Annotated in this window: 9 protein-coding genes and 1 other annotated feature; of the genes, 4 read left to right on the top strand and 5 right to left on the bottom strand. The window is 37.0% G+C overall.

The genetic code is table 11. The annotated features are described in order from the left end of the window. Nucleotides 1-213: 213 nt before the first annotated feature. On the bottom strand, nt 214-1,284 hold the full coding sequence (gene cax, locus ACN6MX_RS05865) for a calcium/proton exchanger (protein ID WP_419961711.1): 1,071 nt from the start codon (nt 1,282-1,284) through the stop codon (nt 214-216). A 310-nt stretch (nt 1,285-1,594) separates the two neighbouring features. On the opposite strand from cax, the gene ACN6MX_RS05860 reads away from it, so the two are divergent. Genes ACN6MX_RS05860 through ACN6MX_RS05850 form a run of 3 tightly spaced genes read left to right on the top strand, consistent with a single transcriptional unit; the run spans nt 1,595 to nt 5,653 of the window. Continuing rightward, a complete protein-coding gene (locus tag ACN6MX_RS05860; protein WP_419961710.1) occupies nt 1,595-2,080 on the top strand; it encodes a MarR family winged helix-turn-helix transcriptional regulator in 486 nt (161 codons plus the stop codon). Next, complete coding sequence (locus ACN6MX_RS05855; protein ID WP_419961709.1) at nt 2,073-3,797, top strand: ABC transporter ATP-binding protein; 1,725 nt, start codon at nt 2,073-2,075, stop codon at nt 3,795-3,797. Before ACN6MX_RS05860 ends, ACN6MX_RS05855 begins: the two co-directional genes overlap by 8 nt. Beyond that, nucleotides 3,794-5,653 carry an ABC transporter ATP-binding protein gene (locus ACN6MX_RS05850; protein ID WP_419961708.1) on the top strand — a complete coding sequence of 620 codons (1,860 nt, stop codon included), beginning with the start codon at nt 3,794-3,796 and terminating at the stop codon, nt 5,651-5,653. The genes ACN6MX_RS05855 and ACN6MX_RS05850 overlap by 4 nt, the downstream gene beginning before the upstream one ends. A 209-nt stretch (nt 5,654-5,862) precedes the next feature. On the opposite strand, the gene ACN6MX_RS05845 is transcribed toward ACN6MX_RS05850, so the two are convergent. Beyond that, nucleotides 5,863-7,128, bottom strand: coding sequence for a M48 family metallopeptidase (locus ACN6MX_RS05845; protein WP_419961707.1), 1,266 nt, complete (start codon nt 7,126-7,128; stop codon nt 5,863-5,865). Between the two features lie 420 nt (nt 7,129-7,548). On the opposite strand from ACN6MX_RS05845, the gene ACN6MX_RS05840 reads away from it, so the two are divergent. Further along, nucleotides 7,549-7,707, top strand: coding sequence for a hypothetical protein (locus tag ACN6MX_RS05840; protein ID WP_419961706.1), 159 nt, complete (start codon nt 7,549-7,551; stop codon nt 7,705-7,707). Nucleotides 7,708-7,797: 90 nt separating this feature from the next. Here ACN6MX_RS05840 and ACN6MX_RS05835 read toward each other — a convergent pair whose 3' ends face one another. From ACN6MX_RS05835 to hpaB, 3 genes are all read right to left on the bottom strand, one after another. Then, complete coding sequence (locus ACN6MX_RS05835) at nt 7,798-8,322, bottom strand: AAA family ATPase (protein WP_419961705.1); 525 nt, start codon at nt 8,320-8,322, stop codon at nt 7,798-7,800. A gap of 1,053 nt (nt 8,323-9,375) precedes the next feature. Continuing rightward, on the bottom strand, nt 9,376-12,471 hold the full coding sequence (gene ileS / locus ACN6MX_RS05830; protein ID WP_419961704.1) for an isoleucine--tRNA ligase: 3,096 nt from the start codon (nt 12,469-12,471) through the stop codon (nt 9,376-9,378). Between the two features lie 55 nt (nt 12,472-12,526). Further along, nucleotides 12,527-12,767, bottom strand: a binding site (T-box leader). 94 nt (nt 12,768-12,861) lie between these two features. After that, entirely contained in the window at nt 12,862-14,295 is a 1,434-nt protein-coding gene (gene hpaB / locus ACN6MX_RS05825) for a 4-hydroxyphenylacetate 3-monooxygenase, oxygenase component (RefSeq protein WP_419961703.1), read from the bottom strand. Nucleotides 14,296-14,360 lie beyond the last annotated feature (65 nt).

The raw sequence follows: 14,360 nt of genomic DNA, 5'->3' as shown, positions 1-14,360 counted from the left end.
ATATTCTATGTATTCTATAAATTGAGTTAGTATTCCTTCTTGTTCCAATTTATGGCCTCTTAAATTATAGAAATAAAGAAATTAATATATGTGAGTCAATTTCATAAATCGTACATTTAAAAAATATAAACTATTGTACTGACCTTTTTCTTGGTTTTTAACAAAAGAAAGTCAGTATCCATCTCTCGGACACTGACTTTTTACTTTGCACTCCTACAGGAGATAAAAACCGATTCCCATGATTAAGTATGCGGCGAAAAGGGTCAATCCTTCAAACCAATTCGATTCCCCATCATTTGAAAGGTTAATCACGAGAAGTGCAGCAGTAACCATAGCCACCAGTTCGGGCCATGTGAAAACAAGCGACATTGGTTCCGGCATAAACAAAGAAACAATAACTAATATTGGTGCTACGAACATGGCAACTTGCAATGTTGAACCGACTGCAATTTCCACTGACACATCCATTTTGTTTTTGACGGCCATTGTAATGGCGGAAACATGTTCAGCTGCATTTCCAACAATCGCTACGATAATAACCCCGATAAACAATTCTGTCCAACCAAACTTCTCGCCAAGCATTTCAAATGTATGCACTAATTGTTCCGACACAAAAGCTACCACTACAGTTGCTAACAGAAGTATTAAAATGGATTTACGTTTCGTCCATTCCGGCACTTCTTTCTCCTTTTCTGGTTGGTCTGAGGAAGCAAATACTCCTCGATGTGTGACGAGTTTGAAAAACAATCCCGCAAGATATAGTGCGATTAAAATAATGGCAATTCCAATGCTCAAGTTCAACGTTTTTTGCGAATCCATCCCCATTGAAAATACTTCAGGAATTACAAAGGCGATTATAACAGCAAAAATAAGCAATCCTGCATTATATCTGGAATCATGAACACTGAATTTTTGACGTTTAAACTTGATGCCTCCAGCAAAAAATGAAAGCCCAAGTACAAGAAGTAAGTTTCCAAGGACAGATCCAGTCAGCGAAGCTAAAACGATTCCAACCATGCCAGCCTTCAACGTAAAAATAGAAATAATAAGTTCAACTGCATTTCCAAAGGTAGCGTTTAATAATCCCCCAATCCTTGGTCCACTCACAATTGCCAGACTTTCCGTAGCCCGACCTATGTATCCTGAAAGCCCAATGATACTTGCACAGCAAAGAATGAACATAACCATATCCGACCAATCGAGAAATGCCCCTACTAGAACTAATGGCACACCAGCGAAAACAAGAACGGCAAAGAATTTATCCACAAAAAAACACCTCTCCATTAAATGAGTTCCTACTCTATCTTTCCCTTTTCTAATAATTAGAAACCTGTTAAACTACCCGAAATTCGTCACTTATGAAGTCGAAGAATTGGTGATTACTAAAGGCATAATCAAAAGAGAAGCACTTTTAAAAATGGTTTGGGGTTATTGAAGAGCTAGCCTTTTTCGGGTTAGCTTTTTCTGTATTTTAAATTTTTATAAAATCAGGCCTCTTTATAGTTGACTCTCCTAAAAAGTAAGAGTAAATTAGAGTAATCATTTTAGAACTGTTCATATTCGAACTATTCTAATGAGAACGGAGTGATAAGTAATGGATTTTGACAGTGTATCTGATAACAAATCATCGGAGTTTTTACATTCATTTTGGCGTGTGAACAGGAACCTGATGCGTTTTGTACATAATACAGCGCAAGAAAATGATTTATCGATTCCACAGTATTCGGTATTAATGATTATTGCACCACGCAAAGAAATGACTCAAAAACAGTTAGGAGAAATATTACAAATTCCGAAAAGTACTTTAAGTCAAGCCGTTGATGGCCTTGTTCAAACTGCATGGATTTTCAGGCAGCCGGTTCCGGATAATCGGCGGGAAATGCAATTAATACTTAGTGAAAAAGGAAACGCATTGTTTGAAAAAATAAGCCTTCAAAAAGGGAGCATTCATCAAACAATTGAATCCATTATAAATACCATTGACAGTGATCAATTTGAAAGGCTCCAAAATACTCTTAGTCATATCGCAGATTTATTAGAAAATGAAAACATTACAAAGGAGAGCGTCCAGAATGATTAAACTTTTAAAAAATTTAACTGTGTATAAGTGGATTGTTCTTGCAGTGCTCGTCTTCGTTTTTATCCAATCTATGTCCGATCTTTATTTACCAACGCTTATGGCAGATATCATTGATAAAGGCGTTGTGATTGGTGATACAGCTTATATTTGGAAAATTGGTGGACTGATGCTCTTAGTCGCTGCATTTGGCGCCATTGCATCAATCGCTGCAAGTTACTACTCCTCCAAAGCAGCAATAGGTCTAGGTAGAGATATCCGCCGGAAGGTATTTAAACATGTAGAGCAATTTTCACTTCAGGACTTTGACGAGTTTGGCACAGCATCTCTTATTACTAGAACTACAAATGACATAACCCAAGTTCAGCAAGTGGTAATTATGATGCTTCGTATGGTCGTAAGCGCTCCTATTATGTTTGTTGGAGGAATAATTATGGCTGTATCTAAAGATGCCAAATTATCTCTTGTGATCGTTCTTACAACGCCAGTTTTAATTGCATCTGTATTACTTATTTTGTATAAAGGTGTACCGCTTTTCAAAACAGTCCAGAAGCGTTTAGATCGCTTAAACCTTGTATTACGTGAAAATTTGACCGGAATTCGTGTTATCCGTGCCTTTAACCATGAAAAGCAAGAAAAAGTGCGCCTTCAAAAAGCAAATAAAGATTTGACAGATGTTTCTATTAAAGTGAACAAAGTGATGGCATTCTTAATGCCAGTCATGATGCTCGTAATGAACATCACCGTAGTTTTAATCATTTGGTTTGGTGGAATTCGTATTGACGGGGGCTCCATGCTAATTGGTGATTTAATGGCGTTCATACAATATGTAATGCAAATCATGTTTGCACTTGTTATGGCATCCATGATGTTCATCATGGTACCCCGGGCTGCAGTTTCAGCAAACCGGATTAACGAAGTACTTAGCAAAAAACCGGTCTCCTTGGCTGAAGGAACAAAACCTGTGGATAAAGAACGTGGAACACTTGAATTTGAACATGTATCTTTTAGTTATCCAGGAGCCGAAGAATCAGCATTATCGAATATCACCTTTCAAGCAAGGTCAGGAGAAATTACTGCAATTATCGGAGGAACAGGTGCTGGTAAGTCGACGCTTGTAAACTTGATCCCCCGTTTTTATGATGTGACAAGTGGAACCATTCGTGTAAACGGCGTCGATATTCGCGAATCTACCCAAGATGAGGTGCGTTCGAAAATTGGGTTTGTACCTCAAAAAGCGCTTCTCTTTTCCGGCACCATTAAGGAAAATATACTTTTTGGAAAACAAGAAGCAACACAAGAAGAAATTGAACATGCTGCTCGTATTGCACAAGCTGAAGATTTTATAAGTAAAATGGACGACGGATACGATGCAGTTATTACACAAGGTGGTTCGAATGTATCTGGAGGGCAAAAACAACGTCTATCGATTGCAAGGGCGCTCGTTCGTAAACCTGACATTTACGTTTTCGATGATAGTTTTTCAGCGCTCGATTTTAAAACAGATGCAAAACTACGGGAAGCACTTCAAGACGAAACAACAAATTCAACTGTTATTATTGTTGCACAAAGAGTTAGCACTGTAGCCGATGCGGATCAGATTATCGTATTAGATAAAGGTGAAATTGTAGGAATTGGTACCCATCAGGATCTCCTTGATAAGAATAATGTATATCGTGAAATAGTCGAATCACAGCTCTCAGAGGAGGAAATCGCATGAGCAAGCAAAAAAAATCGCAATCTCAAGGCGGAAGTCCAATGGGACCTGGCGGAGGAAACATGATGATGGGTGGGCAGAAGGCAAAGAATTTTAAAGGTACATTACGACGTCTTCTGACTTACTTAAAACCTCGTCGCAATCAACTAGTTTCAGTGTTTATCGCTGCTATTTTAAGTACTGTATTTGCGATTGTCGGCCCTAAAATTATGGGGAACGCAATTACAGCATTATTTGAAGGTGCATATGGAAAACTTTCAGGAGTACCCGGAGCAGGAATCGATTTTGATGCAATTGGTAAACTTCTATTACTTCTAGCGGGTCTGTATGTCATAAGCAGTCTGTTCACCTATATTCAGCAATATATTATGTCGAGCGTTGCACAAAAAACAGTATATGATTTACGCGAAGATGTAAATAACAAACTTGAAAAACTTCCACTTAAATACTATGACGGGAGGCCAAATGGCGAGACACTAAGCCGTGTAACGAATGATATCGATACAATCGGAAGTACACTTCAACAAAGTTTGACACAGTTTATTACTTCCATTGTTACAATAGTCGGTATCATCGTAATGATGCTTACAATTAGTCCAATACTAACTTTAATCACTGTCATCAGCCTACCGTTATCGATGTTTGTGATTCAACCGATTTTGAAGAGATCGCAAAAGCATTTTGCCGATCAACAACGGACATTGGGACAGTTGAATGGTCATATAGAAGAAATGTATACAGGACACCAAGTCGTAAAAGTATTTGGTCATGAGAAAAAAGCAATTGCCGAGTTCGACGAAGTGAATGAGCAATTGTATGATGCCGGTCGTAAGGCTCAATTTATCTCCGGGATGATCATGCCGATGATGTCTTTAATCGGAAATTTAAGCTATGTCGTGATAAGTGTTGTCGGGGGAATATTAGTTACACAACGTGCCATCTCAATTGGTGATATACAGGCTTTTATCACATATTCTAAGCAATTTACACAACCCGTAATGCAAACAGCTAATATTGCAAACATCGTTCAATCGACCGTGGCCGCGGCTGAACGTGTCTTTGAATTACTAGATGAAGAAGAGGAAGAAAAAGAAGTAACTACCGAAACGCTGTCTAGGGCTGAAGGTGCTGTAACGTTTGAACAAGTAGACTTTGGTTATGGAGAAGAATTATTAATAGAAAATATGAATATTAATGTGCTTCCAGGTCAAACGGTTGCGATAGTAGGTCCAACTGGCGCTGGGAAAACAACAATGATCAATTTATTAATGAGGTTTTATGAGTTAAATAACGGAAAAATAACAATAGATGGCCATGACTCTCGAATGATGTCACGCTCAGATTTGCGCACAACATTTGGAATGGTTCTTCAAGATACTTGGCTCTTTAATGGCACGATTAAAGACAATATTGCTTTTGGGAAAGACGGCGCAACAGACGAAGAAATATTTGCAGCTGCAAAAACAGCCCGTGCCGATCATTTCATCCGTACTTTACCCGATGGCTACGATACAATTTTAAATGAAGAAGCATCCAATATTTCGCAAGGTCAAAAACAATTGTTAACAATCGCTCGTGCTGTTCTTGCAAATCCACCAATTATGATTTTAGATGAAGCGACTTCTAGTGTGGATACTCGTACAGAATTGCTTATTCAACAAGCGATGAACCGTTTAATGAAAGATCGAACTAGCTTCGTTATCGCCCATCGCCTTTCTACCATTAGAGATGCCGATTTGATATTAGTAATGAACCAAGGAAAAGTAATCGAACAAGGAACCCACACAGAACTTATCGAAAAAAATGGCTTCTATGCGGATCTTTATAATAGCCAATTCTCAACAAAAAAAGCGATATAAACATATGAAAGAGAGTCATTCATCTGACTCTCTTTTTTCTTACAAGCATTTAGTTATCTTTTCTATCTATATTTTTTACATGGTTTTGTTGATCAACATCTTTCTAAAAAAGGTTATAGTATAGGATAGGTCAGTCCAAAGCACTATGAAAACGCTAGATACACGTTTCGATCTTAAAGACACTTGCATTTTTCTAAAATAGTATCGGCTCATTCTTTTGTTCTTGTTTCTCCGGCTACCTTATTAATTCTTTCTAGCATAGTCGGATGTGTATATCGAAACCATTTTACGAGGAGTGGTGGATTCACCTCGTTTAACCCCGCTTTTGTAAGTTCTTGAAAAGCTCTCACAGCAGCACTCGGGTCAGCGACTAACTCTATCGCATATTGATCAGCTCTTGTTTCTTGATATCTAGAAATATAATTTGAAAGTGGACTGGAAGCGAATAATAGAAAGGATGTAATTAGTAGAAACAATGGTAACGAATGTATAGCATTTATCCGCCTTATTTTTAAATTACGCCCAAATCTTGAGATGATCCAAGGCATTATTTTCGCTGTTAACCAAAGGCCTAATAGTGAACTTAAAATATAACCAGCAATCCCGAAGTATATATGCTTCTCCACATAGTGTCCCATTTCATGTGCCATAATGAAGAGAATTTCGCTTTCTGATAAGCGATTTAATGTCGTATCCCATAAAACAATCCTTGAATTACTGCCAATACCTGTAACATATGCATTTAGTGCATTTGTCTTTTCCGCCATATTCACTTCATACACATGCTCGGTCGGTATATTAGCTTGCTCAGCCAACGTGAGTATTTTCATCTCTAGTTCTTTATTCGTAAGCGGATAAAAATCATTATACAATGGGTCAATTACTACTGGCTGGATGAACATAAGAAAGATGGAATATGGAACCATTAATAGCCAAGCATATAGCCACCATTTTTTAGGACTTTTCTTAATAAGCCAATAAAGAACTGTCACAATTACTACAGTCGTTCCAAAGTCCACCCAAAATCCAATTATATTATCCCGCATCCAGGAAGCGAACACCTGAGTGCTAATTCCATAGCTCTTTCCTAACGTATATCTGTAGTAGTCTAAAGGAAAAAATACGATAAATATAAAAAGCGAGAGCAAAAATAAATATACCGCATTTTGCACTATTGCCCATTTGTTTTGGAAAGGAATCCATTTTTCAAACGCTAGAGAAAGCCCAGTAATTAGTACAAATAAATAGACAAGCCACTCGAATGGTGTTGCTACAAAAAAGAGGAAATTCTTTATTTTTGAATATTCCACACTTAGGTACAATTCTTGCTCCGACATAAAAGACTGTGGATCTGCAACCGTTCCTTTCAAAGATTCAGGTATCCCCCCGCTATTACTATGAAAAATATATATATACATCACTAATGCATATACCCCAAATAACAAAAGAGCGGTAATTCCGTATTTTTTTGCCAAATCTACTTCATCTCCATTCACCATTACTATTATTTAGTGTAATCCAAAAAAAGTAAGATAGAACCATCTAATGCTATTGGATGCTTCTTATTGGCAAATATTTTATACAACGAAAGAAGCCATCATAGCTGACGATAAAGAAAAAGCGAGAGATCTGAACTCTAATCACATCAGCCGCTACCAATAATTGTTTTAATATCTGGTACCAGACCCTTTCCTCCCTGCTTTTACTTAGGTTAGTCACTATTTAATGGGGGTATACTGCAATAATTGTGGACCTATCAAGGGTGGACTTATTAAGGATGCGGTTGGCAATTCTGTTCAAAGGGAAGGGAATTTCTAACTGAATCGGTCTATCTAATACATCAAATTCGCACATCCCCCTCTGCACTTGCTTATCGGTATTATGATTATGACGAAGTGACTGATCTCATTTCTGTAAACGTAACTTCTGCTAATGAATTATACACTTATTACAAAGGAAATATTTATCATATAGGCTATGATCTTGGCCAACCAATAGATGAAGTGGTAGCATTTGTAAAAGAATTTATCCTACTGAATGCAGATGATTTTTAACCTAAGAAGTGCAAACCATTGGAGTGGTTTGCACTTATATTCTAATAGTAGATGAGTTACTATTTAGGTGGTTAAACAAAGTTTATCTCTCTATTCGTATATATAATTCATTACATCCTGGATGTAACTTTCTAACGGTTGTCCTGTATCTACAGTCATGTACTTATATCCAAATGGCTTTTTACTATTTTCAATTGTGGATTTGAAAGCAACTTCAGACTTTATTTCTTTTATTTGGCTTATCATTCTTTCACGATTTTTTAACCTAGAATTAATTTCATAAATATCGCTAAGGTAGCACTCAATATATTTATATTTCACATTATATCTTTTAGATAAATATGTTCCTTTGTCTATCATTTCTTGATATAAGCATGGACTATCAAATATTACATCTTGTCCTTGTGATAAGTGAAATTCAATTAAAGACCAATCAATATTATATGAAATCTTACCAGCAAGATTTGAATCAATTGCAACTTCCTCAATGGAATGTAATAAAGCTGATTTTACAATATCATGATCAATGATAACTGCTCCAGTTTTTTGAAGAACCTGTCGAGCAAGTGTGGACTTACCAGACCCTGGGAACCCAGACATTTGAACAAAAAACATATGTATTACCTCCCTTCAATTTATTCTTTTCCTTTGTATAGTTTCTATGGAAGTGCATTTCCAGCAGCATCGTCCTCTTCTTTATAATCACTTTTGACATTCTTTTAAAGTTGACTTATTATCCAACCGAAATTACATAATACTCTGATTATAAAGATGATAATGTAAATACGTTTTTTATGAAATAAGGTTTCACTAATTGAAAATAATCAATTCTCTCCTTTTTACGATAATAGCCGGACTTTATAATGCTCCTCATATAAGAAAAACCAGGCAAAAATACACCCGGTCCTTTAAGGTCAAAACCTGTTTTTATCGTTTTTGAAGGGCTTTGAACAGACGTTTGCTATATTATTACCGTTTGAATTTTTAGGGATGCTGGTTGGTTGTGACAATTGTCACAACCAAGACTCACTTTTTCCGGTAATCTTATGGCGGTTGACTGTCCGTCACCCTCCTACAACTTTTAGGAACAGGTTAGTGCTTTTTTGGATAACTAGAGAAAAGATACTTTCCAATTCAATGAGCAAGCTCACGAAGATACAATTTCGTTCGCCATTTCACTTCTTTATTCGATACATACTTACTATTTTTCTCTACTTCCACTACTCCCACTAGTATAAAAAAAATCTGCTTTCTTACTCTATCATTGGAAAATTAAATTTCTAATTCAAAAGCGATTACAAATAATTTGACCAATCTTATCATCTAAGCGATAGGCTATGCTGAATTTTCTAGTGGAGTACTACACATTTATTGATTGCAGTGAAAGGTGGCGACTTCAGCGGGATGAGGGAGACAGATGAGCTATCACACCGACGCGTTAGCGACGGTGATAGCTTATCGCTCACCCCGCTGAGGCCAACAGGATGTTGGTCACGAAGGCGTTGCCACAAGAAGTGACGTTCTTAGCCATCGTTCCTTTTTCTCCACCTAAAACGGAAATCATAGGATTATTCATTTTTAAAAGCACCAAAAACCCCAGTGTTCATATAACTTATTATCTTTTAAAATAGCATTCAACAATATAAAATGTTGAATACTTTTTAGCAATTATTCTAACTGCATGCTAAGGGATACTTCTTGGTTATTCAACATAACAGTTATTGTGGAGTCAGAGTCAAGACCCGGAACAAATTGTATATTACGTACTAAGACATTTGACAGAATTAAGGAATCAAAACGTTGAATTAATGATTTAGTATCTTCGCCACTCCATACTGAAAGATTAATATACTTTTCAATTGGATAATTATACTTTTTCCGAGCGTCCTGAATGATTCGGATAAAATCACGAATCAGCCCTTCTTCTAATAACTCAGAAGTTAACCTCGTATCTATCAGGACCTTAAAGATACCATCTTCTACAAATGCATAGCCTTCTTTTACATGGGTTTCTGTAATTACATATTCCTTTAATAATTCATGGGAATCATTTGAAATAACTACTGGTATACTACCTTCTGATAACAATAATTGTTTTTGGGTAACTGTTAAATTCTCCACATACTTTTTGACATTATTCACATTTTTACCAAATACAGCACCCGCTACTTTGAAATTTAACTTAAAAGAAATTTCTTCTAATTCATCTAAATCTGTTACCCAAGTTAATACTTTGATGTTTAATTCGTCTTGAATAATGGAGCCAAAGTCCTTCAAGCTTTCGTTGGATAGATTTGTACAAATGACCATTTCGGCTAGTGGCTGTTTCACTTTCAAGTTATTTGAATTACGGATACTTCTACCTAACTCAACAATCTTCAATACAGCATTCATATCATCTTCTAATTTTCCATCGATTAAACTACTATGATGTTTTGGATAGTCCTGAAGATGAACGCTATTATTGTGTAGTTTTAGATGAATATCCTCTGCGATATATGGAGTGAACGGTGCAACTAATTTACTAACATTGCTTAGCACGTTGTATAACGTATTTAAAGCTGCGCGCTTATCCTCAGTAAAACCTGTCGCCCAAAACCGTTGTCTTGATCTACGAACATACCAATTACTGACTTCCTCTACAAATTCAGCGATTTCACGAGTAGCTTGGGTAAACTGATAATCATCCATAAATACGGTTACCTTTTGAATCGTACTATTCAACCGCGAAAGAATCCAACGGTCCATTTTTGTTGGGTTACCTGGTTTTGTTGCCTTAAAGGAAAATTGATCAATATTTGCATATAGTGAATAAAATTTATATACATTATCAAGCGTATCAAGTAGCTTTGAACTTGCTTCTTGTACAATTTTTGTGGAAAAACGTTTTGGATTCCACGGAGAACTATCGACCAATAATGACCAGCGCAATGCATCAGCACCATACGTATGCATTAGATCAAGGGGATCTAATGCATTACCTTTACTTTTTGACATTTTTTGACCTTGCTCATCCAATACATGACCCAGCGACAATACATTTTTATAAGGTGTTTTTCCTGTAAAAAGTGTTGAAACGGCTAGTAAGCTATAGAAGAAACCTCGAGTTTGGTCAATTCCTTCTATCACGACATCCGCAGGGAATTGATCGTTAAACTGTTTATTATCGCTAAATGGATAATGGTGCTGCGCAAAAGGCATCGATCCGCTATCGAACCATACATCGATTACTTCAGGCGTTCGTAACATCTCCCCACTACACTCTGGACAAGTACAAACAATTGCATCTATATAAGGCTTATGCAACTCTAAATTTTCCGGCAATGGCTGAGATGCAATTTTGGCTAGAGATTCAATACTAGTCGGTGCTTCTTCATACCCACAATTGGAGCAAATCCACACGTTTAAAGGAGTTCCCCAGTAACGATTACGGCTTATATTCCAATCCACTACATTTTCTAAGAAATTACCGAAACGGCCTTTTTTAATATGATCAGGATACCAAGTAACCGATTCATTATTGTCAACTAGCTGCTCCTTTAACGCTGACATCTTGATGAACCAACTGTCCGTTGCATAATAAAGAAGTGGAGAATCACAGCGCCAACAATGAGGATAGCTATGTTCATATTTCTCTTTATGAAATAATAAGTCCTTATTCGATAAAAGCTTAATGATTTCAACGTCACAATCTTTCACAAATTTACCTGATAAATCCGTGACTTCCTCTGTATAACAACCTCGTTGATCCACAACATTTACAAAGGAAAGGCCATTTTGTTGTACTGTTCGATAGTCATCCTCGCCATATGCTGGGGCAATATGAACAATTCCAGTACCACTCGTCTCTGTTACAAAATCCGCTAAAACGACCATATGCCCTTTTGCTAAGTCTACATAATGAAAAGGTGGGAGGTAAGGGACTCCTTCAAATTCGTCGCCTGAATGTTCACTTAGGATGATAGCTTTTTCTCCTAATACACTAGGAACTAATGATTTTGCTACAATATAAATTTCATCTTCTACCTTGGCACGGACATAAACTAGAGTTGGATTCATAGCTAGCGCTACGTTTGCTGGTAACGTCCAAGGAGTAGTAGTCCATCCTAGAAAAAACTCATTAACATTAGCAAGTTTAAATTTTACAGTAGCGGATAGGTCCTTCACATCTTTATAGCCTTGTGCTACTTCGTGCGAACTCAAAGATGTTTGACAGCTAGGACAGTAGGGTGACACACGATGTCCTTTGTAAAGCAATTTATCCTGATGTACTTTCCCCAAAATATTCCATACACTTTCAATGTAGTCGTTACTTAATGTTATATATGGATTATCCATGTCTACCCAATAACCTAGTTCCTCCGTAAAGGAACGCCAAATTTTTTCATATGTGAATACACTTTTCTTACATTTTTTAATGAAATCTTCAATACCATAATTTTCGATGTCTTGTTTACCTGAGATTCCTAGCTGTTTCTCCACCCCGAGTTCAACTGGTAAACCATGAGTGTCCCATCCTGCTTTTCGCTCTACCTTGTATCCCTGCATAGTTTTATAGCGAGCTACAACATCTTTAATCGTTCTTCCGAGTGCATGACCGACATGTGGAAGTCCATTTGCTGTTGGTGGACCTTCATAAAAGACAAATGGGGTATCCTCCTCCCGATTTTGTACAGAATTTACAAAGGTTTTATTGTCTGTCCAATAGTCTCGAATTCTTTGTTCACGTTGTACTTTACTTTCTTTTACTTCATGTATACTCATAACTTTTCCCCCTATACATTTTGTATAAAAGGCATACAAAAAACCCCGTCCCTAGTAAAGGGACGGGGTTAACCGCGATACCACCCTAATTCTATTGAGCCGATCCAATAGCACTTAGCAACGTACAAATAATACGTGTTCTTTTTAACGGTAGACACCCGGATAAGCTTACTAAAATCTTCAGCTCTTCTTCTCAGAGAGGATATTCATGTATCACACGCACACTGACTTTCACCAATTTGTCAGCTCTCTGGGGAACAATTAGATACATTACTCTTTCTCTTCAACGAATTTATATGCTTTTATTGAATAGTACTATAACAAATTTAGAAAATAGTGTCAATTGCTTTTCCGAAACTTGATTGAGTTATGTTTAGAACTCCCATGGACTCATTCTAATATATCTTTCACTCTTTGCACATATTCATCCGTATCATAAGAAAAGTATAACTGACTAGCAAGTCGGACAGGATCACCGAAGAAAAAACGTTCATAAAGTGTTTGACGCGTGCCAAACGCGCTCATCGTTAAGTCCCATGCTAATCGGAAAAGTTTCACACGGTCCTCTCCTTTGTTTTCACTAGATTGTAAGTAGTGATCTAACTCATGTCTTATAGGTGATTGAAAAGCACTTTCAGTTGGGATGGACATTAATCCACTTGCGCCTAAGAGTTGAATGATTTCTGTAAACCTCGGATAAATACGTGGAAATACATTCATCGCAATTTGTAATGTAGAACGGTCTGGTTGCATCCATCCCCCTTTGTCGATTTTGGCCTCTACTTCCGATTTTATAACCAATGCTTTCATTGTCTCTAAGCCAATGATTATTTCAGATGCTTTTTCTTGAACATGTTGATATTCTTGAATATTAATCGTATCGATAATAGATTGAACAATCCCCAATATGAATTCGGTTTTAATAATCTGTCTGGATATTACTTGATGAAGTGTAAAGGGAAGAAATGAGTTCGACTTCATGAAATTATTTGATATATGGATGTTGTCATAATAAAACACGCGCTCCCAGGGAACTAAGACATTATCAAACACTACAATAGTATCCATTTCTTCGTACTTCGAACTTAAAGGATAGTTAAAAGAGGACCCTCCTCCAACAAATGATTCTCTGCATATGAACCTTACCCCTTTTGTATTACTAGGTATCGAGAATGCGAAACTATTATCCTCTTCTAACTTCCCTCCCGCAGCGATAACTAATAGTTCATCAGTTATGCCACCTTGTGTCGCAAGGAGTCGCGCACCTTTTACTATGATTCCATCTTCGTTCCTATCTATTATTTTTGCGGCAATCGGTTCATTCGAACGCTCGGTATACAGCAGTGTGCGATTTACTTGTGGTTCTATAAAAGTATGGGTCATAGAAATATCATTTTCTCTTGCATATTCATAAAATGATTGCAGATTATCTGGAAAGCAGTTCTTTTGATCCTGCAACAAATATAGAGATGAAGCTATAGCCATTAAGGCTGTGTTCATATAGTCCGGACTTCTTCCCATTAATCCATTGTTCGATTTAGCCCAGTACTGAACCATTTTTCTTCTTGCCACTAAATCCTCTTTTGTCTTTGGCTGCAAATACGACATCCCTACCATTTCTTTGGAAGTCGGGGATAGATATGTTAGAACATCTTTTAATTCTTCATGATGTTGAAGATCGTACAGCGCAGCCTGACTTTTTATAATCCCTTTAAAAGCAGGATGCTCCGAAATATTCCCTGTAAGTGGCTTACCATCTAGCCAAACATCCGTTTTCAATTGGTCAATCCGATCAATATACTGTTTCCCCGTTATAGCTGACATACTCTCACTCCTAATGCATTAGGCTGTTCTTAGCTTTATATTATTACTGTTTTAGTTAAGGTGTG

This window comes from Psychrobacillus sp. BM2 (assembly GCF_048572895.1).
GTDB lineage: Bacteria > Bacillota > Bacilli > Bacillales_A > Planococcaceae > Psychrobacillus.
The sequence above is the reverse complement of the archived record's forward strand: the minus strand, read 5'-3'. Positions and strand labels throughout refer to the sequence as shown.

What these genes read in the sequence shown, in the direction of transcription:
- cax (WP_419961711.1), bottom strand. Translation starts at nt 1,284, where the DNA reads ATGGAGAGGTGTTTTTTTGTGGATAAATTCTTTGCCGTTCTTGTTTTC.
- ACN6MX_RS05860 (WP_419961710.1), top strand. Translation starts at nt 1,595, where the DNA reads ATGGATTTTGACAGTGTATCTGATAACAAATCATCGGAGTTTTTACAT.
- ACN6MX_RS05855 (WP_419961709.1), top strand. Translation starts at nt 2,073, where the DNA reads ATGATTAAACTTTTAAAAAATTTAACTGTGTATAAGTGGATTGTTCTT.
- ACN6MX_RS05850 (WP_419961708.1), top strand. Translation starts at nt 3,794, where the DNA reads ATGAGCAAGCAAAAAAAATCGCAATCTCAAGGCGGAAGTCCAATGGGA.
- ACN6MX_RS05835 (WP_419961705.1), bottom strand. Translation starts at nt 8,322, where the DNA reads ATGTTTTTTGTTCAAATGTCTGGGTTCCCAGGGTCTGGTAAGTCCACA.
- ileS (WP_419961704.1), bottom strand. Translation starts at nt 12,471, where the DNA reads ATGAGTATACATGAAGTAAAAGAAAGTAAAGTACAACGTGAACAAAGA.
- hpaB (WP_419961703.1), bottom strand. Translation starts at nt 14,295, where the DNA reads ATGTCAGCTATAACGGGGAAACAGTATATTGATCGGATTGACCAATTG.